This window comes from Stenotrophomonas sp. SKA14, from assembly GCF_000158575.1.
GTDB lineage: Bacteria > Pseudomonadota > Gammaproteobacteria > Xanthomonadales > Xanthomonadaceae > Stenotrophomonas > Stenotrophomonas forensis.
The window spans coordinates 372098-392015 of the sequence record NZ_DS999412.1; the positions used below are offsets into that span (position 1 = coordinate 372098).

16 protein-coding genes and 1 pseudogene are annotated in these 19918 nt (G+C 57.6%); 2 read left to right on the forward strand and 15 right to left on the reverse strand.

The window, feature by feature from the left end:
* Window positions 1-146: 146 nt before the first annotated feature.
* The 5 genes from SSKA14_RS01880 to SSKA14_RS01895 form a co-directional block, all read right to left on the reverse strand.
* A complete protein-coding gene (locus tag SSKA14_RS01880) occupies window positions 147-617 on the reverse strand; it encodes an NIF family HAD-type phosphatase (RefSeq protein ID WP_040006772.1) in 471 nt (156 codons plus the stop codon).
* An 813-nt stretch (window positions 618-1430) separates the two neighbouring features.
* Window positions 1431-3458: an integrase gene (locus SSKA14_RS01885; RefSeq protein ID WP_008267343.1), complete on the reverse strand. Its 2028-nt coding sequence runs from the start codon at window positions 3456-3458 to the stop codon at window positions 1431-1433.
* A 36-nt stretch (window positions 3459-3494) separates the two neighbouring features.
* Window positions 3495-5324 carry a hypothetical protein gene (locus SSKA14_RS23215; RefSeq protein ID WP_008267958.1) on the reverse strand — a complete coding sequence of 610 codons (1830 nt, stop codon included), beginning with the start codon at window positions 5322-5324 and terminating at the stop codon, window positions 3495-3497.
* A gap of 23 nt (window positions 5325-5347) precedes the next feature.
* A complete protein-coding gene (locus SSKA14_RS01890) occupies window positions 5348-6667 on the reverse strand; it encodes a tyrosine-type recombinase/integrase (protein WP_040006774.1) in 1320 nt (439 codons plus the stop codon).
* Between the two features lie 323 nt (window positions 6668-6990).
* Window positions 6991-7881 (reverse strand): hypothetical protein, encoded by an 891-nt coding sequence (locus SSKA14_RS01895; protein WP_040006776.1) that lies wholly within the window; start codon window positions 7879-7881, stop codon window positions 6991-6993.
* Between the two features lie 164 nt (window positions 7882-8045).
* Here SSKA14_RS01895 and SSKA14_RS01900 point away from each other — a divergent pair, with 164 nt between their 5' ends.
* Window positions 8046-8594 (forward strand): 3'-5' exonuclease, encoded by a 549-nt coding sequence (locus tag SSKA14_RS01900; RefSeq protein ID WP_040006778.1) that lies wholly within the window; start codon window positions 8046-8048, stop codon window positions 8592-8594.
* 491 nt (window positions 8595-9085) lie between these two features.
* Here SSKA14_RS01900 and SSKA14_RS01905 read toward each other — a convergent pair whose 3' ends face one another.
* The 4 genes from SSKA14_RS01905 to SSKA14_RS01920 all read right to left on the reverse strand — a co-directional run bounded on the left by SSKA14_RS01905 (window position 9086) and on the right by SSKA14_RS01920 (window position 15108).
* The gene (locus SSKA14_RS01905; protein WP_232281357.1) at window positions 9086-10849 is read right to left on the reverse strand and encodes a ThiF family adenylyltransferase; all 1764 of its coding nucleotides are present in this window, start codon (window positions 10847-10849) and stop codon (window positions 9086-9088) included.
* Window positions 10842-12101 carry a nucleotidyltransferase gene (locus tag SSKA14_RS01910; protein ID WP_008267594.1) on the reverse strand — a complete coding sequence of 420 codons (1260 nt, stop codon included), beginning with the start codon at window positions 12099-12101 and terminating at the stop codon, window positions 10842-10844. The genes SSKA14_RS01905 and SSKA14_RS01910 overlap by 8 nt, the downstream gene beginning before the upstream one ends.
* Entirely contained in the window at window positions 12098-13300 is a 1203-nt protein-coding gene (locus SSKA14_RS01915) for an SAVED domain-containing protein (RefSeq protein WP_040006780.1), read from the reverse strand. The genes SSKA14_RS01910 and SSKA14_RS01915 overlap by 4 nt, the downstream gene beginning before the upstream one ends.
* Before the next feature lie 716 nt (window positions 13301-14016).
* Window positions 14017-15108, reverse strand: coding sequence for a PA0069 family radical SAM protein (locus SSKA14_RS01920; RefSeq protein WP_008264802.1), 1092 nt, complete (start codon window positions 15106-15108; stop codon window positions 14017-14019).
* Window positions 15109-15674: 566 nt separating this feature from the next.
* Here SSKA14_RS01920 and SSKA14_RS01930 point away from each other — a divergent pair.
* Window positions 15675-15899, forward strand: a complete 225-nt coding sequence (locus SSKA14_RS01930) for a helix-turn-helix transcriptional regulator (protein WP_040006783.1) — start codon at window positions 15675-15677, stop codon at window positions 15897-15899.
* A gap of 151 nt (window positions 15900-16050) precedes the next feature.
* On the opposite strand, the pseudogene SSKA14_RS01935 reads toward SSKA14_RS01930, so the two are convergent.
* The 6 genes and pseudogenes from SSKA14_RS01935 to SSKA14_RS01960 form a co-directional block, all read right to left on the reverse strand.
* Window positions 16051-16296, reverse strand: a pseudogene (locus SSKA14_RS01935) (radical SAM protein); the annotation flags it as partial.
* A gap of 144 nt (window positions 16297-16440) precedes the next feature.
* Entirely contained in the window at window positions 16441-17184 is a 744-nt protein-coding gene (locus SSKA14_RS01940; RefSeq protein WP_008267827.1) for a pyridoxine 5'-phosphate synthase, read from the reverse strand.
* A 9-nt stretch (window positions 17185-17193) separates the two neighbouring features.
* Complete coding sequence (locus tag SSKA14_RS01945; RefSeq protein WP_008264607.1) at window positions 17194-17463, reverse strand: hypothetical protein; 270 nt, start codon at window positions 17461-17463, stop codon at window positions 17194-17196.
* Between the two features lie 40 nt (window positions 17464-17503).
* The gene (gene cls, locus SSKA14_RS01950; RefSeq protein WP_008266629.1) at window positions 17504-18964 is read right to left on the reverse strand and encodes a cardiolipin synthase; all 1461 of its coding nucleotides are present in this window, start codon (window positions 18962-18964) and stop codon (window positions 17504-17506) included.
* A gap of 102 nt (window positions 18965-19066) precedes the next feature.
* Window positions 19067-19480: a biopolymer transporter ExbD gene (locus tag SSKA14_RS01955; protein WP_004153330.1), complete on the reverse strand. Its 414-nt coding sequence runs from the start codon at window positions 19478-19480 to the stop codon at window positions 19067-19069.
* Between the two features lie 3 nt (window positions 19481-19483).
* Window positions 19484-19909 carry a biopolymer transporter ExbD gene (locus SSKA14_RS01960; protein WP_040006786.1) on the reverse strand — a complete coding sequence of 142 codons (426 nt, stop codon included), beginning with the start codon at window positions 19907-19909 and terminating at the stop codon, window positions 19484-19486.
* Window positions 19910-19918: the final 9 nt, after the last annotated feature.

Sequence of the window (19918 nt, forward strand, 5' to 3'; positions counted from 1 at the left end):
ACCAGCGCATAGAGCTCGATCAGCGCTGTGTCAGTCGCTCCGGATAGAAGCGCGTGAGTTCACGACGAATCGTTTGTCTTCAACGCCTCCTGATCTGGGGGGTCACCCTTTTCCTTTAGTCATGCGAAACTCAAGTAGCGGGACGATTAGCGAAGCTCTGGTCTCAGCTTGTCGGATATCGATTTTTCCAGAAGTGAGAGTCTCTCGAGCAACCTCGCAGAGGCAATCTTCAGCCCCTTGTCGTCTTCCGAGTACGGCGATTCGTACAGCGGGATCTCAACCCAGAACTGCTCCTGTCCGGGGTGCACGTAAGGGCCATGGTCGTCTAAGAGAAGAGCCCCCCCAAGTCGAGGGCAGACGTACGACAGATCCTTGGTCTTGCCCGACCACTGAACGTACGGGAGTTGAGTGAACCACTCTGGCGCGCTCCCTTCGCGAACCAAGAGCCCAGCAATATTTCGCGTAAGAGGCTCCGGCACGGTCGTGAACATGACGAGCTCTTCAAACTGAGAACGTACGCTCTCCAGAAACTGAAAGAGTCCGGGCCTGGGAATCTGGCTTATGGCGTTGGAGATCAGCGTTCCTTCCAGGTCCAATGCCAAGATGGTCGGCTTCATGGGACTCTCTTTGATAATTACGTATGCCTACATTGCCGTTTCCAAGCACATCTGTCCATTGCGTGAGCCTACTGGTACGGGCAAGCCGCGAGCTCGTGATACGTTATCTCCCTCGCAGTTGAAACCCCCGGTTATGAGTCGTCGGATCGACTGAAAATCTCTAGCCCTCTTCATCCTTGCCCTGTGTACAGAGCGATTGCCGGTACGGGAGCACACATATTGATCAGGTAGAAATTCCGATAGGGATTGGAGGCCAGTGCACGAGGTAAGTTTCGGAGTATTGCGCAACCCAGCGTTGCTTTCTCCCTCGAGTGAGCGCACATTTGCCATTGTGTGAGCCGCTACTGCGATTTCTGAATCATGTACCTACAAGCGTACTGAGCCATAGGTTCCTGCTTGGTCAACGGCCTTGGGGAGTTCAAATGAAGAATGGTCTTTCCACCGAAGCACGAATCAAGGCCGGTCTCGCGCGGCTAGTGCAGAAGAAGCCTGAGCACCCAGCGAATGTCGCAAAACTGTTGGCTGGGCAACGCCTTGTCTCCGTCAAGGGTGTTGAGAGGGAATCAGGGGTTAGCAGATCCAATTTTGGATCTTCCAGTTCTCGCTATTCAGAACAATGGGAGGCAATTAGGGAGGCATCGAAGGCCGAAGCCAATCGCGGCCTGAGCGCACAGCTTGTTGAAGAGAAGGCGGAGAGCCGTCGGCTGAGACGACTGCTCCATCTGACGCAAGTGCACAATGCGTCACTACAGCTTCGGCTTAGCAAGCTGAAGGCTCGATCGGAAGAGGACGATACGGTTACGCCCTTCCGGATCAATCGTCGGAGTCGGAAGCGGTAGCCTTTCGTAGGTGCTTGAGTATCGAGTGGCTCTGCGCAACCCGACGCTCCGCAATTGACCGCCCAGACCTCGTACCGCCCAGTCGTTTCTCCTCAGCAACGATCGCCTGATTCTCCTCCAGGCGACGTTGCCAGAACTCGCGGTGTTCGGGAAGGATCAAACAACAGCGACACGAGGCGCACAGTGTCGGAGATCGAATTCCAAAGTCTGGTTGACGCCAACCTGTCAGCAAGTCCGCATGCGGATTGCAGGCAGACTCAGCCGGAAGGATGTTGATCAGGCAGCTAGCGTAGGTCCCCGTCCACATCTCAAAGCCCGAAATTTTGACGAGCGCTAGTGCCTTGTCTATGGCCGTATCGCCATCCATACTGTTGATCGAGCTTGCCAGCTCGTTTGCATGCTTGGCGATTAGCTTCTTTGCAGGGCCAGCCGCCACAGCATGCCCTGTCATGACCTCAAGGAAGAATTGCGCTGCCTCCAGCGTCCGCTCCCCCTGCAGGTCTTCAAGCAGTGCTGCATCGCTTCCAATGTAGCCCGACTCGGTGATTCGCTCGCTCATATGGCGGTAGTGATCGCGAAGCGCACCGAGCAGCGCAGGCTTTGTCCTGTAGATGTAATGGGCAAACGTTTTCCTCCAGCGAAGAGGCCGAATGCTCCTAGTTCTATGCCATGCATCCTGTGCGCTCAGCCCGTACTTTGACACTAGTAGCTCAGCCGCAAACTCTCTCTGCAATGCAGCGATGCGCATTGCCGTGAACCGACCCAGATGCTTCGCATGCGAAGGCAATGACTTGGCTTCGGAGAAGCTGAGCAGAAGGTCTTTGGTTCCTTCACCCTTGAGCAGTCTCCATGGCTCAAGCACACGACACAGCGCCTTAAGCGCCGCTATTGGTATGGGTTCATAGTCCGTACCGCAGGGCCTCAGACCTGCGGTCCAGGCGTGATCAGTCTTCTTCCCCTTTGCCGACACCCCATTGATCATGAAGATGTCCATCAGTCCGTCAGAAGACTGATGGATCGTAACGATGCCATCAAGCGGGTCGTTCACATGACTGATCTTTAGGCCAATCAGCTCATGCGATCTCAGGCCAACGCAACCCTGGATGCAGATTGTGGCGGCGGCAATGGTGTTCATGACGAGCCGGCGCACACTCTGCACTGTGCTAACTTCAACTACTGCTCCTTCCTCATCGACTCTTGTCCGTGGATGAAGCGGTGCATGCCATGGCTGGCCCGTATCGGGCACGATGGCCATTTTGTAGTCGCGAAGTTCTTCGCTTAGCTGCTCGAAAGCTTTCACCCTCGCTGGTCCTCTTTCAGGCATCTGGGACCTTCTCTGGAGGAAGTGGTTCTGGATCTTAATCACATCATCAAGACCATAGCGAATCCATTCCCAAGCTCTGCTTAGCAACGGAACGGCAACGTCATCTGGAATTGGTGCGAGGCCGCCCCCCTTCTTCAGACCCAGGTCAATCTCGACTACTCGATTGGCGGACTTCCCGTCGAAGGGCGGCTCCGGCAGGCAGTCGATTCCGGCTTCTTTGTACTTGGCCTTAAGCTCATAGATCTGCGCGAGCGGTCGCAGCAGCTTGTAGGCCGTGGCGTAGCTCCAGTCCCTAGGTCTCCCTTCATCGAAGCTACCTTCCAAGTACTGGTTTTCCAGGTGATCAATGAAGTCCCAGCTGTGGAGTGAGGTGAGGCTTATCAATGAGTCTATCTTTCGCCGGATCATGTAAACGGCAATCTCTCTGATGCTCATCATCGTCGCCGGAAGTGACCCAACGGAGAGCACACCATTGTCGAGGGCTGACCGCAGGTAGAAGGTCATCTGCTGATGAAGTGTTGCGTGCGCTTGATCGGTGAAGCGGCCACCTCCAGGGAGCTCGAAGCTCCAGTCCAGGATGACCTTCTCGTTCTGCTGGCCCTCTATGTCTCTCGCGAAGGTCCAGTCACCGGAGGCGACCTCATCATCAGGCTTTTTGGACTTCCGAATTGTTACCATGATCAGACTCCAGTTTTGGCTAGCTAATCGCTGTCGCTACTCGAGAGCGGGCAACGCACTCAGCGTCACAAGGAGAGCCTGTTTTCGGTTCTCGGTTGAGTCGAGGTTGGGGATCCAGCGAGTGAGAAGGGCATCGTATGGGCGTTGGAACTTGCACCTCCAAATCCCGAGCCCCAACCGTCCTCGGGCGCGTTCGTACTCTTCCTTAAGCTGAAGCGCTCTAGCAAACGCGTAAGCTTCATCGGTATCTGAGCCTGCCAGAGGACAGGATGGGCACAGGCCATAGGCGGTGCATAGGCGTCCTTCGACCTGGCCACCAATAGGGCTGTGAAAGGCATCAAGGCAGGTGAATCCTGGTGTGGCTGCGGTGGAGTCTCTGTTGCTGGGCTTTGAGCGCGTGTCAACCTTCCCTTGAGAGGTAATCCATCGCTGGTGCGTGGCTATTGCACCTGCCATGTTCTCCTTACTTCGCTGCAGCATGGCCACTGTTCTGTAGTGGTCCTGCCCGGTGTCTATGAGTCGGTGGCCCAGGAGGTTCTTAAGCAGGACCGCATCTCCGTTTGTAGCTTTGTCAATTAACTCTGCCATTCCCATTCTGAGCGCTGATGCGCCGCAGTACGGACTTCCTTTGCTCTGGCAATACACCATGATGTAGTTGGTGATCCGAGTTGGGACGTTGTCGAGCCGTCCCGCATAGGAGTCAATGCGAAGTCCTGAAACTTCGTTGCGCCCACCTTCTGACACCGCGTGGAGGAACAGATCCCTACTTAGAGGCTCGGCAGCGTAGTCTCGTAGAAGCATTGTCCATTCGAGCAGGAAGCTGATGATGTTGTTGACGGACAGCGAGTTGTCACTAGTGTTTGCGGCCCACCGGATGATACTGCTAGTACCTGGCCGGCCCCTGGAACCTCCACGACGCTTCACTGACTGCAAGTGGATCCTCCTAGCTCCCAGCACCTCCACAAACTGAATACCACCTAGTTCCAGACAGTTCAGTACTTGGCCATTCCACCCCGTATGCGAAAGGAGCAACAGATAGAGTGGCGTCAACTCACCTCCGAGCGGGTAGGCGAGGCTCCGATAGGCTTGGTACGTCCTGTATTCTTTGCTCCAGCTGCCGGCATTCCTACCGAGATTCGTTGGTGCGGGGAAGTTGCCTTTGTTGTCGAAGAGCACGCGAGCTACTCGCGCCTCAGGGCTATTGATCGGCACGTGCTTGCCAGCTTTCAGGTCTGATAGCGCTTTTCGCACAGTTGCCAGCCTAGGCCAGACCTCCTTCATAAGTCGCACGCAGTCCTTCGCGGCGACTAGGAGTGTCTCGGTCATGCCATCCGCATCCAAAGTCTTTGACGCTGAGCTGCTTTTTGTTCTAGCAACCGCGTACCGCGGGACCTCAATGTGACTCCACCGGCTGTCGAGGCGAATGAGTTCTGGTACCAAGAGCACGATTGCCTTCAGGTAGTTGGTTCTGGTGCTCTGGCTTAGGACCTTGTTTGTTATGGGATCAGGCTTATCAAGATTTTGCTTTATTTGAGTGATGAAGTTTGCTGGCACCTCATCGGGCGTGCTAAAGCGCGTTTCTTGCGACCGAAAGTACTTTAGTGCCGCCTGCTTGAAGTTTCCCGCAGCGGAGTACCTGCCAGCCTGCTGCTTGTTGGCTTGTGTGTTGGCAAATGCCGTTGCGAGAGGAACACACAGTGGGCCAATGGCTAGCCAACTTGAGAGATTGACCTTGGTCCTTGATCCGTCTCTGTTCTCGAAGTGAACTTCCAGCACTCCTGGCGCTCTTTTGAACCACCAGTTGTTCTTCTCACCCGGTACTTCTGGTTGCTTTGCTGGTCGAATTCTCTTCTTGCGTCGGTCCATCATTGAGCCTCTCCCAAGTGGACTTAGGTGCCAGGATGAGCTTTAGGCTGACCGAGCTGCATGTGAGGCCTTTGCTCGTTGAGCATCCGGATGCGCTCGCGAATCTTGCTCTCGTATGTCACAGCACTGTTCAGATAGATGTTTTCGGTGGTCTCGACCGAAGCATGTCCGAGGATGGAGGCAACGTACTTGCTCGGTTGCGTGTCGCCGCTGAGCCTTCTGCTGATGTACTTGATGATTGCAAACGTGTGCCGAAGCGCATGAACTGTGATTGCTTCTGCCACAGCCATCCTGTAGTAGGCATTGTTCTCAAGTTTTGCCAGCTTCATTAGGAACCGCTCACGGCCTTGGGCAAAGTGCCGATCAAATGTCTGCTCGGACACGCGGCTGCCGATGTAGCGTGCATTTCCGACCTGGTGGACGAACACGTAGCCATGATCAGGTTCGGACATCAACGCTTGCCTTTTCGCCATGGCAATCACTCGCGCTGTATTGACGTATAGGTTGATCGCGCCGAGCAGCCAGACAGGAAACGGGACGTTTCTCGCCTTGTTCCCTTTGCCCACTATCACCACCGGAAGCTCCGACACTGGGTCCAGCTGGTCGAGCGGCATGGTCTCAACATCGGTTAGCTTTAGATTGCAGACTTCGGCCCGCCTGAGGCCCGTATGCAAGCAGAGCTCAGCCATAAGTCGGTCAGTGGTTGCGCCCTCGCAGAGCACGACTGTTTGATCAATGATCTCCTTCACAGGAGGCCCCAACTCCTCAAGCAAGAGGTCCAAGGTTTGAGGGTCGAGCGCAGTGATAAGCAGGTTGCTGCCTGATCCAGAGATATCTGCGTCAATGTCGAGATAGGTGACCTTTCCGCGTTTGGTGTCTCGCTCGGCGGTAGGGATCACGTTCTTCAGATATCCACGCCGCATGCAGTAGAGGATGAACTTGGTAAGCGTCGACCAGCGACGATTGACTGTGCTCGCCGACAAGTTCTTTCCTGTAGCTGCGGACTTGGAGTGACAGAGGTCTGTGGCATAGCCCCTTAAGTGTGCGGACGTGATATCGGCCACCCTGATGCCCGAGGCGTCCATGTAGTGATGGAAGTCGGCCATGTCAGCTAGGATGGTTGGCGCAGTGTTCCTCCCCCCTTTCAGGCACGGCTTCGCCGCCCTGGTTAGATAGGTGGCACACATGAAGTCGAACGCCGGCTCTATGACTTTCCCGTCAGTTCGGCTGGTCAAGAAGCAGAAGTGATTCGGTAAAGGAGTACCCCAGAGTCCCCCGTTTGAACCAGGACTCTTGCCCTCGTTGTTCCTGACCACCCTGATTTCGGCGTCGTATGTGTTCATGGGCGCGGAACCTACCACTCCGAAATCGGAATGCAAGCGCGTGAGCCTACTGGTACGCTTTACATGCTAATGCTATTCAATTGCATTTATTGCACTTATAATTCAGTCACTTAGCGCGTACCTTTAAGTATGGATATTTCCGCTAAGGAAATCCTCTATTCATAATGAATAGGCATTCCAGTGCGCAAAGTTTTTGCTTGTCCGCGCTGTCCCGTGACGTTTGATGTGGGATCGCTCACGACGCCGCAGGGCCGACATCGTGAGCAGTAGGTCTAGTGGCGTTGTCCGCCTGAGACATCACCCAAGATTGACCTGGAGTGCGGTCAGCGTCGCTGAATCGCCTCTGATATTTCCAGAGACCAACGTGCCGTGTGGATGATCCTCGCCTCCTGCAGATTCTCTTGAAGGATCTCGCGCTTCGTCAGCTGTGACACTTCTTCCCACTCATTTCTAAAAATGTATGTCGCGTTCCCGACTTCTGGACTCTCGAAAACAAACCTACGCTTGCGTGTGAATCCGAAGACGATGTAGTCGCTGAATCCGCCAAGCCCAACTGCCAGGAAGTCAGGCTCGTGCCGTGTGATTGTTCGTATGCGGGCTGTGGCTGTCTCGCGATCGGTATCCGACAGCTGCTCCAGATAGCCTTCCAAGACCTCCATGGCCCTTGCGAATGGAAAGGCCCCGGGTGGAAGAATCCGCCAATTGATCTTCTGAATCCTTAGAGGTACGGCTAACTGGGGGTCAACGATGTCAAAACGGGGGAAGCACTCCAAGTAGAGGTTGAGCAAATTTACGATTGCTTCTTCCGGCTCTGTTCGATCAACTACCCTCGTTGCCATCGCGATGCCACCTGCAGACTTCACTGCCGTGAGGTACTCCCCAGGAGCGGCGATGTGCTCCCTGGGATATGTGTCATAGGATCTTGTCTGCGTCCCGTGATGGGTGTGCCCGTACCAGTCCTTCCAAGAAGTATTGATCATTCGAGACTTGCTGATCATAGGAAGATCCCTTCTTATGACCTCTCTTCCACGGGCATTGAACAGCGTAGCCGGGCCTTGGGCACTCGGCACGATGGAAGCGCCCTCTGGAGGAATTTTCTCAAACCCCAAAAGCAGTGCTTCTTGCTTTGTCACCGGTGGGCTAAGCAGCCGAAACTGCTGTAGCCGTTCAATGGTGGCTCGATAGATGGATAGCGATCTGACTTGCTTTGGCATGTTCTACTCCTGCGGTTGTTAGGAAATAGACACACAATTGGCGTGAGTCTCAGCATTTAGTACTACGCTTACCCTGTTGCCAAACGGTTGGTGCAGTGTTCCCACAATGCATGCTTTCGATTCTTTCCTTCTGATGCTCACAACGTAGATCGTGGAGTTTCCGTATGACCATTCCTGAGCTCTTTGTTTCCGTTGATGTTGAAGCTTCCGGACCCATACCCGGCGAGTTCAGCCTGCTCTCTATTGGTGCGGTTCTTGTGGACCGACCTGAGAAGACGTTCTACATTGAGCTGAAGCCAGAAGGTACGCGGCATGATCCGGAGTCACTTGCTGTCTCAGGATTTAGCATCGATGAGCTGACACTCAGTGGCATTGAACCAAGTGCAGCCATGCAAGACTTTGGAAATTGGTTGTCAGATTCCTGTACGCAAGGTCAGAAGCCGGTCTTCGTTGGCCTTAACGCAGCGTTTGACTGGTCCTTCGTTAACTACTACTTCCACAAGTACTGTGGAACAAATCCATTTGGATTTGCTGCTCTAGACATCAAGGCGCTCTACATGGGAGTAGTGGGATGCCGTTGGGACCAGGCCAAATCCAGCCAAATGGCGAAGCTACTTCATCCAGAGCTCTCTGGGACGCACAACGCCCTCGACGATGCCCGGTATCAAGCCGAACTGTTCCTTCGACTCCAAGAGCTAAGAGCTAAGAGCTAGCCAGAGTTGAATCGCCTCTCAGCAGCCGCTTCTGTGCTTGGATGAGAACTCCGTCTCGATGTATCCAGGCTTGGATTCCGTCTGGTTCCTTTGATTGCCCCACAATCACTGCCAAGGGGCTAGCGATAAGCCCATTCTTTTTTGCGAACTGCGCGACACTTCTCACATCCGTAGGCGAAATCCGAGGAACTTTTTGGGGATGTGTGTGCCAGTGTCCTACCAATCGGAGTCCTGCCTCGTTCTGGACTCGGATCTCCTGGCGGCATCGCTCGGTATCCAGCTCCAACCAAGTCCAACCAGCCCGGTCATCAGCGTGGGGAGGCGTGGCAACGGCAAGAACTAGACCACGGGCGTCGTTTGGATCCACGAATAGCTGTCCACCCCGCTCGCTATGCCATGCGCGCTGCCGGTGCATGGCCAAGGTGTTCAGTAGCTTTCCAGTTACCAGTAGCGCCCCATCAACGGAAGGCCACTCCCATTGCCACAGAGACTCAGGCATTGGGGGCAGTCCCAGGCCATGCTCGCTTCAGAGTCATCTCAGTCGCCCCACTGGATAGTTTGGGGCCAACGTACTGCCCGTCCAGTTCTGAAGCCCTCTGTGGGTTGCTGATACGGCTTATCCAAAGTGGCTCGGTCGAGCTGGATGTCAGCTGTTCGATTGCTTCGGCGGCAACCATCGAAGCGATTGCACTAACTCCAAGCCCACCGCCGGGTATGAAGCTCTGTCCACAGGCAGGTAGGGGTACGCTGTCGCCTCCGTTCCAGTTGGTGAACTTGTATCGGAATCTCCCGTTGTCCTCGAACAGCGACCTAGCATCGGCTTCAACGTCTGCAGCGATCAATGCATGACCAACAAGAGCATGCGGCTCGCTCCAGGCCTGAATCAGCCTCCAAGGGGCTCCTACGCTCTTAGCCCGCCACAGCATTTCTTCTGACTCCCAGTCCGCGCTGGTCACGATGATGAGATCCGCCTTCTGGAAGTCTGCGTGATTCTTGACGAGAGCCAGTTCAACGTATGTTGGAATTGCCTTGATAGAGACGATCGGAACGTCTGACCGTAGGCGGTCGCACATTGCTTCTGCCTTGTTCCTACCCAGATCGCTGGCACCGAGAACGTGCCGCCCAAGGTTGCTGGCGGTGAGTTCATCGGGATCGATCAGCGTTAGGTGTCCCACACCTGACCTCGCCAGATGAAGCGCGACGGGCGCTCCAAGTGAACCCTGCCCGACTACAATGACGCGCGCCTTGGAGAGCGAGTCAAGTTTCGGGGTTCGGTCGCGCGACAGGATCTCCGCACGATCAAGGATGTTGATCGCAGAGTGACTCAGAGTGATGTCTGGATTTGACGTATTTGATGTCACTCTACGCCCCGCCCGAACTCCTAATTTGACTGGCTTGTTTCTTGCGAGTGAGCGATCCCGCAGGTTCAAGCAGTAGATCGGTGCACCGGCGTCACCTGGCAGTTCAAGAGCAACCCAGCGACTGGCAATGGGACTGGTCTCACCAAACCAGAATAGCAACCGCGCGTAGTCGTCACTTGCGAGATGAGGTCGAAGCCACTTGAACAGCTCGCTTGGTGCCGGAGCTTTGATATCGGGGTAGCTTTGTAGCTTGACGTAGAATCCGGCGCGCGCAGCATCTCTTATCTTGACCCGCTGTCCGAGTACTGTTTCAAGATGGCTGGCGATTGCATTTGGGTCTTGGGCTAACCAGACGGGTTCTCCGCCAATTCTCTGATCGAGGCGCGGGTCACTTACAGCAAAGAGCGCCCCTGAGCTTGACGGTCTTTGAACCAAGTTGACACTCTGGGCGGATGCGTGATGTTGCAGCTTCCAGTATGAAGTGGACTCTTGCTCGAATTCGCGGCTTCTCGCATCAGAGCTCGATGTCGGCAGCGACAGTTGAACGATCTTTGCAAAGCGGCGCAAAGTGTCGGTGACGATCGCCTCCGGGCTACCGGAGACGGGCTTCTCCTGAAAGCCATGCAGGCACAACCCCGTCTTCATGGCGTGGGGCCAGACGAGCCAAGGCGAAGGTTCCACGCGAAGAATCAGAGAGTTGCGAGGAAATCCGATCGGGAAGGATAGCCGCAACCAGCGTTGCGCTCCCACATAGTCCACCGGAAGTGGCAGCCGAAAGCTTGCTGCCTCGCCGGGTCTCATTGGCATTGGCTGCAGGAATCCAATGCCTTCTGGACCGAGGTAGGCCTGGAGCGCGGCTATTCCGCGCTCCAGGGGCGTGACTTCCTCAACCAAGGCGTTCAGGCGATCCAGCGCCTTCTTGTGCCTGATGACCTGCGACGCCCCCGCCGAAGACCGATCCCATCGTCGATACGTTGCGAGTGAGACCAAGCTTGCGTCCTGGCAGAGTCCAGTTGGCAGGAACGTCGTTGTTCACCGAAACTACGAAGTTGCTACTGAGTGCAAAGCGTTCTTTAACCGCTTCACTGAAGGACTCGACAGATGGGAACTCTTGTAAGCCAAGAGAAATCGAGTGCTTGGCATCGTCATGCCACTTGCGGAATGCATTGACGTAGCGGATTCCCTCATCTGGCCTGTTCCATTTTTCAGCGAAGTTCTCTGCCGCGTCCTTCGGGTTGCAGACAAGGTACTTACCGCTGGCGTATTGGATGTGATTGCTCATGTTGGTCACGATCTCGATGATCGCATCCAACGGGCGCCGCGGGCGGCGGCTGGAATCGGCTGCCACCTCTTCGTAGGCTCGCGTAGCAAGCGTTGTGATGACCGCAGAGATAGGCCGATGGGACGCATCGCCGTCTCGAATCGCCCACTCGTCTCGATGCCGCTTGAGGAGCTTGATCGTAGCGCGCAACGGGTCGTTGTCGATGTACTTTTCGTAGTCTGGCAGAGGGGCCAGCGTCGCCTCGTCCATTGCGATGGCTTTTGTGGCCAGAACCTCAATGCTTTCCAGCGAGATCTGCTGCTCAGACGCTTGCTGAAGCCAACCCAGGTACGGGATAGGGCTGCTTGCCTTCCAAGCTTGAATCTCACGATCAGGCACTTCGAGCTTGCCTTCGCCGTGCGTTTCTTCGTTTCCATAGATTGCACGTGCAGGCGTGATGTCGATATGGAATCCCGGGCTTTCGTCGGCGTAGACGATCCTGACCCCTCGACGGAGCTTCTCTACTTTCGCTTCGACACGCGTTCCTTCCTCAATTCGCTTATGGATTTCATCGAGCACTGATTGCGCCGAAGCCCCACCGGCATTGGGCAGCCATACGATTGCGTCTGCATCAACTGTGCCCAGGTCGGCCGGAGCCCCGATCACTGGCTTGATGGTAGTCCGCAGTCCAATGGAGCCTTGGACGAAGATATGGGCACTTTGCAGCAATGGGCTGTCTGCAGCGTTGAGAATGCGCTCCAGCACTTTGTACCTAGCATTGATCTTCTCGTACTGAGGCTCGGACAACGATATTTCGCGGGCGGCGCGCAAGAGGAAGTACTCCCAGCTTCCACGCTTGGATTCGAAGTCGGACAGCAGGGTCATGCGCGATCTCCTGGCGTAATGGTCAATGTTTCTACAAAGCGCCCTCCGTTGTTCCGATCACGGTCGTAGAGCACATAGGTGTGCTGGTGCTCAGTAGTCATCAGAGCCCCGAGTTCAATGCAGAACGCGGCAGGCGCCGCTATGAAGAGGTGAATCGGATGAGGAGTTGAGACCTCGAGCTTGCTCAAGCGCATCTGCAAGGCATCCCTGAATGCATGAATCACGCGACGATTGCGAACTGCGGTATAGGTCGGGTCATCCATCGTGAACGTTGCAATACGTGCACGCGGCAGTCGATCCAGTACATCGCGTTCGGGGATTGCCGCGGAGATGGACACTACAAGTGCGATCTCTCCATCTCCGGCTGGCGGCTCCACGAAGCGGTACTCCGGGGGGAGTGCCTCACTGTCCGGCCACTTCAATCCGTGCTCACGATTAGATGAGAAGATGACGCGGTTAGATCGATCCCCGATCGTCTGGCCCAGGACGACGAGTGAGGGTATGTCTGCTAGGCCAACCACCGCGAGTGTGGGGATGTCGCCGTAACGACCACCACGGCGGCGGAGTTCGCGATCAATTCTGTAGCGAATGTCTTCCCGAACCTGACGCCAGTAGTCCGAGTTACGGCCTTCTTCCCCTGGTGGCCTAAGCGTATGTTTGATGATGTCCCCGAACGCGACCAAACCCTCCCCGGACATCGCCATGGCAAAGTCGCGCTCGGAGATGTCATTGATCGTTACGAAGTGATCGCTTTGAAAAATGAGGCCGACCGCTCTACCCGCATCTGGGACGGTTGCGGCTAAGCGGATTCGTTCGAGGTAAGCAAGGTGGAGCCCCGTCATGTCTGACTTGGGGTAGCCTTCTGCGTCTCTGTCAGCCTTGTCATGGCAGCCGGGACATAGCAGCATGAGGTTAGCCGGGTCATTGGTCAGCTCACTTGCCGCCTTGGCATCATGGCCAGATTCGGCTCGTGGACCTTTGGGGCTGGCTGGCATGATGTGGGCTACTTCACCCCACTGCATGTCGGCCCCGACGCGGAAGTCGCGAGTCAGATCGGTCCCGCAGAGTTCACAGTGTCCCGCCGATCTCGTCCAGACGAGCCTCTTTATTGGCTCGGACGTGTGATACCGCCCACCTTTACCTGCTACCGGCGCAGCGGTTGAGGATACGTCCTGCACTTCGTCACTTGTGGCTTCCATGTGATCGCTCCGTGATGACATGTATATCTTTTGGGCTGATTGATTGTGATTCAAGTCCCAATTTACTCTGTAACCGCTTTCATTTTCGAACCACCCCGTGTTACGGGCGCGCCAACGCCAGCACGGCCGTCCATAAAGCCCGGGCAGCAGGGCAAGTAGTCCGGGGCTTCTTTGATGCCCTTAGCGCCAAGGACTTCGAAACTTGGCTTGGCTCTTCATTTCGGTTGTGGCCCCGTTAGCTCTCAGTCGTGTGTCACAGAGCCGCGATCAGGGATTTTAATCAGCGGTAGTGGCGCTCATTTGCGTGCTTCCCACATGCCATGCAAGTCCTGTGGGGGCTGTATCTGCCGCTTTTTTCGGGACCTAGCGGCCCCCGACAATTAGGACAAATCGGTCCTGTGCCAAGTTCCGCCTGGCGAGTCCGATGGAATGTCCACAAACCATGAATGAAGGCAAATGCCAGGCCCGCAATTGGTAGCCACATGGCCATTTGATAGAAGCCTTTGGTCAAGGCGTTGTCGCCAAGGGGATGCACGACTATCGCGAATGCGAAGGAGAGACTCGCCACCAGGCCAGCAGGGTACTAGAGGCGTATCAGCTGCAGCCAACTCATTGCCATTCTCTCGGTGCAGTTGTTTCCAGCAAGGCTAGCCTTTGCTTATCTCAAGGCTTGAGACAGCTTGCCAACGCGCTTGGGGTGAGCTCCATCTTATTTCTCAGAACAGTTGGCCCTGGGGCGACAGCTCCCTTGGAGGCTGAAAGAGTTGGGTGTTCAGGGGAGGAAGCTTTTCGAATCCCAAGCTTCTGTGCGCCTTCTTGAACCTTTGGGCCAGTAGATCTGCAAAGGGGCCTGTGCCTCGCATTCTGGTACCGAATGCGGCGTCGTACTCCTTGCCAGCATGCAACTGGCGCATGAGGCTGAGAACGTGTTCTGCCCGGTCCGGATAGTGCAGTCCCAGCCACTCTTTCCAGATGTCCTTGATCTCGTTGGGTAGTCGCAGCAGCACGTAGCCTGCAGCCCGCGCTCCATGGGCGTGCGCTTCTTCGAGGATCGCCTCGAGTTCGTGGTCAGTGATGCGGGGGATGACAGGAGCCACCAGTACACCAACAGGCACGCCGGCCTTATGTAGTCTCTCCATCGCCCTCAGCCGTGCATGCGGAGCAGCAGCTCGTGGCTCGAGCTTAGCTGATAGCTTTCGATCAAGGGTGGTGACTGAGAAGTACACCGTGACCAGGCGGTCCTTAGCCATGGCCGCGAGTAGATCGATGTCACGAGTGATCAATGCACTCTTGGTCACGAAGCTCACGGGGTGGCGCGTTTCGGCCAGAAGCTCAAGGCATTGGCGAGTAATTTGGTAACTCCTTTCGATGGGCTGGTACCCATCCGTGTTGATGCCCAGGGCAATGGCGGCGCATTGGTAGTTGGGCCGACTAAGCTCATTGCGCAACCGCTCTGCGGCGTTGATTTTCGCAAAGAGCTTGGTCTCAAAATCCAGCCCTGGCGATAGGCTGAGGTAGCTGTGGGAGGGTCGGGCGAAGCAGTAGACGCATCCGTGCTCGCATCCCCTATAGGGATTGACCGACGCACTGAATCCAACGTCCGGGGAGTTGTTGCGGCTGATCACAGTCCTGGCGCGTTCTTCGGTCACCTGGGTTCTCAGCCGCGGCAACTCCTGCAGGTCTTCGTAGATCGATTCCCAGCCATCATCGACGCCGACTGTTGTCGTCGCATCGAAGCGGCTTGGCACGCGTGAGGCGGAGCCTCGGCCTTTGATAGGTACTTGAGCCTTTCGAGCATCCTGTTCCATGCCGCCCTCGGCCCCAAGTGAGTGGTTAGTATTATTGCTAACCACAGGGACTGCAAGGTGCGGGGATTCAGCTAGCTGTAGGTCTGATGCTTCATCGCGACGTGTTGTATTCCCAACCTTATCCACAGGGGGGTTGCGGCTGGGCAACCATCAGTCCCGTTGGCTAACAAGCGCTTTGGCTTCAGCCAGGAAGGTCTGCATTAGGCCCCGCGATCGACGGGTAGCTGCTGGGAGCACAATTCCCAGTTGGGCACACAGCGAGACTGCGTATGCCATCTGCGCTCCTGTCGGGGGCTTGATGTCCCAGTCGGTGAGTTCTGGGATGAGCCTCGAGAGTTCCTCCGCTAGACGGTACTCAAAGCTCCTCGACTGTCCTTCGTCTTCTTGCATTCGACGAACCTGGCTGATCACTTGTTCCCTCCCTAGGGGAGAGAAGGGCAACTCTAGAGTGAATTCCAGTTCCGGGCACACGAGATAGAAATTCATGAAAATACAGATCAGTACTTATAAGTAGACTACCTTTAAAGGCGTAGTCTTTAAAGTACTGCGGCCACAAGCTTGTTCGTATGGTCGAACATACGCATCAGGCAGCCTTGGCCGACGTCATCCGGGCAAGTCGCGTAGCTCTTGGATTCAGTCAGGAAGGCTTTGCAGACCATATCCAGATGCACCGGGCTTACTACAGCAAGATTGAGCGTGGCGAGAAGAATGTCACCCTCGCCACACTCGAACGTGTGGCTAACGGCCTTGAGAAGACCATGTCTGAGTTGCTGGCAGAGGCAGGTCTCTAGAACGTTTCGCCTAGCTCTCCCAATCTCCAATCGACCTTTCCTGGCGGAATGACGCTGTTTGGCCGATTTTCGAAGCTTTGACACCGAGAGTGTTCACTTTTTCCTTCATAAGTCGCTGATTGGTAAGTACTTTCTCAGTGAACACTTATGGGAAATTCAGACCATGCTCGCAGCCGCGATACGGATTCACCGACTGGCTGAAGCCGACATCCGGCGAGTTGTTTCGGGTGATGATGCTGCGTGCGGTTTCGGCGCGCACCTCGGTGCGCAGGCGTGGGGCGAGGAACTCTTCGCTCTCATCGACAGCCCAGCCATCATCCACCGCCTCGCTGACGGTGCTTTCAAAGCGCCCGGCAAGGTGGGACGTGGAACCTCGGCCCTTGATCGCAATACCCATGGACGAAGGGTACGCCGCGACCGTCTCAACGGCTGCGACGGCCGCCTGAAGGGTTCAGCCCCCTTGTAGAGTCGAGCCATGCTCGACTCCATTTCCCATCCGTCCCGGGGCAGTCGAGCATGGCTCGACTCTGCTGGGTAAGGGTCAGAGCAGCGCCAGGTACCCGCGCACGGTGGCATCCAGGCCGTCATACAGCGCTTCGCCGATCAGCGCGTGGCCAATCGACACCTCCAGCACATCCGGCACGTGGGCCAGGAAGTCGCGCAGGTTGTCCTGCGACAGATCGTGGCCAGCGTTGACGCCCAGGCCGACGGCCTGCGCGCGACGCGCGGCAGTGGCGAACAGCGCCAGCATCGCCTCGGCGTCGCCGGCCGCGTGCGCTTCCGCATAGGGGCCGGTGTACAGCTCGATGCGGTCTGCGCCGACTTCAGCTGCCTGCTCCAGCAGTGGGTTGCCAGCGTCAACGAACAGGCTGACCCGGCAACCCATTGCTTTCAGTTCGGCGACCAGCGGGCGCAGGCGCTCGGTGTCCCGCTCGAAGTCGAAGCCATGGTCGGAGGTGATCTGGCCGTCGCCGTCCGGCACCAGGGTGGCCTGTGCCGGGCGGGTCTGCGCGCACAGCGGCAGCAACCCCGGGTAGCCCTCGCGTGGCGGTGCGAACGGGTTGCCTTCGATGTTGAACTCGACGCCACGCGCGCGGGTCAGCGTTGACAGGGCCAGCACGTCCTCGGCGGTGATATGGCGGCGGTCCGGCCGCGGGTGCACGGTGATGCCATGCGCACCGGCATCCAGGCAGGCCTGGGCGGCACGCACCACGTCCGGTTCGGCGCCGCCACGCGAGTTGCGCAGGACGGCGATCTTGTTGACGTTGACGCTGAGCTGGGTCATGGAACGGTACTACTTGGAAAGAGGGGACGTATCGTGGTGGTTGCCGTCGTCGGCGCGGCGGGCCTGGGCCTGTTCGCGCAGACGGCGCAGTTCTTCGGCATCGACCAGGGTGGCAGGGTCGCGCTGCAGGTCGCCGAAGCGGGCCACGTAGCGGCCGCGTACCCAGGCCAGCAGGAAGGCGAGGGCCGCCAGCAGGCACACGGTCATCAGCCCGGGGCTGGGGGTCTTCAGTGCAAAGGCGAAGCAGCCCAGCGCCAGCAGCAGGTACAACCAGTACATAGTCGGGCTCCCCGGATGATCGCCGCAGTGTAACGCTGCGTCAGAGCAGCGGCGAGGCCAGCCGCGCGAACGCCTCGGGCAGGCGGTGCAGCCACAGCGAGCGGCCGGCCTGGTCGTGCACGCGGGTGGCACGATCGAATTCGCCCTGCAGCAGCTCGGCCAGCTCGGCTACGCGGTCACGGTCGCTGATCATCATCGACAGCTCGAAGTTCAGGCGGAAGCTGCGATGGTCGAAGTTGGCGCTGCCGACGATGCAGACATCGTCATCGGCGATGAAGGCCTTGGTGTGCAGCATGCGCGGGCCGTACTCGTAGATCTTCACGCCGGCGTGCAGCAGCTCGTCGAAATAGGAGCGCGCGGCCTGGGTGACGAACCAGGAGTCGCTCATCTTCGGTACCAGCAGGCGCACGTCCAGTCCGCCCAGTGCGGCCGAGGTCAGTGCCATCCGCGCCGCTTCGCCGGGCACGAAATAGGGCGTCACCAGCCACACCCGCTCGTGCGCCTCCTGGATCGCCGCCACGTGCAGGCGGTGAATGGTTTCCCAGCCGGAGTCCGGGCCGGACACCAGCACCTGCGCGTTGATCGGTCCATCCGCGCGCAGCGGCATGTCGGCGGGCCAGAGGCGCGCGATGTCGAAACGTGAGTGGTCCTGCCCGCTGGCGTACAGCCAGTCTTCGGCGAACACCAGCTGCAGGCTGCGCACTACATGCCCGCGGATGCGCATGTGCAGATCACGGTAGGCGTCGGCTCTGCGGCTCTCGTCTTCGTCGTCGGTGATGTTGATGCCGCCGGTGAAGGCCAGGCGTCCGTCCACGATCACCAGCTTGCGATGGGTGCGCAGGTTCAGCCAGGGGCGCTTGAAGGGCTTCAGCAGCTGCCGCGGGTGGAACCAGATCGCTTCGCCGCCCGCATCCAGCAGGGGTTGCAGGAAGCGGCTGGGCAGGGCGGAAGAACCCACCGCATCGAGCAGCAGGCGCACCTGCACGCCGGCGCGGGCGCGCTCGACCAGGGCATCGCGCAGCGCGGTGCCGGCGTGGTCCGGGTTGAAGATGTAGTACTCCAGGTGCACGTGGTCGCGCGCCTGTGCGACCGCTTCCAGCAGGGCCGCGTAGGTGGCGGCGCCATCCACCAGCCAGGTCACTTCGGTGGCACTGCTCGGTGCCAGCCCGGTGGTGGCCTGGGCGATCTTGGCCAGCTCGGTACAGTCCGCATCGGGTGGGCAGACGTCGCTGTAGTGCTCCATGCCCGAACGCGCACGGCCACGGCGCAGGCGCTGCCGCTTCACCTTCTGCGGGCCGAGCAGGTAGTAGATGAAGAGGCCCAGGTACGGCAGCAACGCCAGCGACAGGATCCAGCTCAGCGTCGCGACGGGCTCGCGCTTCTGCAGCATGATCCAGCCCGCCAGGGCGAACAGGTACAGCAGGTAGGCCACCGCCAGGATCGTGCCGAGGTGGGCGATGCCGTCGAGCCAGTGGCGCAGGGAGTCGAAGAGGGCGAGCATCCGCCGATCATAGCGGCCCGGGCCGTCAGGGATAAAAAAAGACGCCCCTGTTTCCAGGGGCGTCTGCAGTCGCGTCATGACTGTGGTGTTGCGGTGTAGCGATTACTGCTGCACAAAACCGATCTTCTTCATCTGAGCATTCTTCGCGGCGGCCAGGACCTTGGCCATCACGTCGTACTCGGAATCCGGGCTGGCGTCGATGCGCAGTTCCGGCTGGTTGGTCGGGTCACGCTGGACCTCCTGCTCCATCCGCTGCTGCAGCTCGCCGGTATTGATCGGGCTGTTGTTCCACGAGACCTGGTTGCTGGCGTCGATCTTCAGTTCGATCGGCGGCGGCGGTTCGACCAGCTGCGGCGGTGGGTTGAGCACGCGCTGCGGCAGGTCCACGGCGATCGGGTACGTCATGATCGGCGCGGTCACGATGAAGATGATCAGCAGAACCAGCATCACGTCCACGAGGGGCGTGACGTTGATGTCTGCCATGGGGCCCTTGCCACCACCACTACTGAATGCCATGGCTTATTGCCCCTTTTCTTTGGTCGCGACGAAGCCGACGTCCAGCATGCCCTGCTCCTGCGCGACCTTGGTCAGGTCGTTGATGACGCGCATCTTGGTGGTGCGGTCACCACGCAGGTTTAGCGGCGGCTGCGGGGTCTGCTGGGCGGCGGTCGCCAAGCGCGACTCGAGAGTCTGCTTGTTGATTTCTTCGTCGTTCCAGTAGATCGAGCCGTCTTCCTTGACTGCCAGAGTGATCGGGCCGGCACGCTTTTCAGCGTCTTCCGGCTTCTGGATCAGGTTGGCTTCCGGCAGATCCACCTTGACCTTGTGGGACATCAGGGGCGCCGTGATGATGAAGATGATCAGCAGCACCAGCATCACGTCCACGAGGGGCGTAACGTTGATGTCGGCCATGGGGCCGCCGCTGTTACCACTACTGAAAGCCATAACGGGCTC

Excerpts from the sequence above, each read along its gene's own strand:
- SSKA14_RS01880 (WP_040006772.1), bottom strand. The coding sequence starts at position 617 with ATGAAGCCGACCATCTTGGCATTGGACCTGGAAGGAACGCTGATCTCC.
- SSKA14_RS01885 (WP_008267343.1), bottom strand. The coding sequence starts at position 3,458 with ATGGTAACAATTCGGAAGTCCAAAAAGCCTGATGATGAGGTCGCCTCC.
- SSKA14_RS23215 (WP_008267958.1), bottom strand. The coding sequence starts at position 5,324 with ATGGACCGACGCAAGAAGAGAATTCGACCAGCAAAGCAACCAGAAGTA.
- SSKA14_RS01890 (WP_040006774.1), bottom strand. The coding sequence starts at position 6,667 with ATGAACACATACGACGCCGAAATCAGGGTGGTCAGGAACAACGAGGGC.
- SSKA14_RS01895 (WP_040006776.1), bottom strand. The coding sequence starts at position 7,881 with ATGCCAAAGCAAGTCAGATCGCTATCCATCTATCGAGCCACCATTGAA.
- SSKA14_RS01900 (WP_040006778.1), top strand. The coding sequence starts at position 8,046 with ATGACCATTCCTGAGCTCTTTGTTTCCGTTGATGTTGAAGCTTCCGGA.
- SSKA14_RS01910 (WP_008267594.1), bottom strand. The coding sequence starts at position 12,101 with ATGACCCTGCTGTCCGACTTCGAATCCAAGCGTGGAAGCTGGGAGTAC.
- SSKA14_RS01915 (WP_040006780.1), bottom strand. The coding sequence starts at position 13,300 with ATGGAAGCCACAAGTGACGAAGTGCAGGACGTATCCTCAACCGCTGCG.
- SSKA14_RS01920 (WP_008264802.1), bottom strand. The coding sequence starts at position 15,108 with ATGGAACAGGATGCTCGAAAGGCTCAAGTACCTATCAAAGGCCGAGGC.
- SSKA14_RS01930 (WP_040006783.1), top strand. The coding sequence starts at position 15,675 with ATGGTCGAACATACGCATCAGGCAGCCTTGGCCGACGTCATCCGGGCA.
- SSKA14_RS01940 (WP_008267827.1), bottom strand. The coding sequence starts at position 17,184 with ATGACCCAGCTCAGCGTCAACGTCAACAAGATCGCCGTCCTGCGCAAC.
- SSKA14_RS01945 (WP_008264607.1), bottom strand. The coding sequence starts at position 17,463 with ATGTACTGGTTGTACCTGCTGCTGGCGCTGGGCTGCTTCGCCTTTGCA.
- cls (WP_008266629.1), bottom strand. The coding sequence starts at position 18,964 with ATGCTCGCCCTCTTCGACTCCCTGCGCCACTGGCTCGACGGCATCGCC.
- SSKA14_RS01955 (WP_004153330.1), bottom strand. The coding sequence starts at position 19,480 with ATGGCATTCAGTAGTGGTGGTGGCAAGGGCCCCATGGCAGACATCAAC.
- SSKA14_RS01960 (WP_040006786.1), bottom strand. The coding sequence starts at position 19,909 with ATGGCTTTCAGTAGTGGTAACAGCGGCGGCCCCATGGCCGACATCAAC.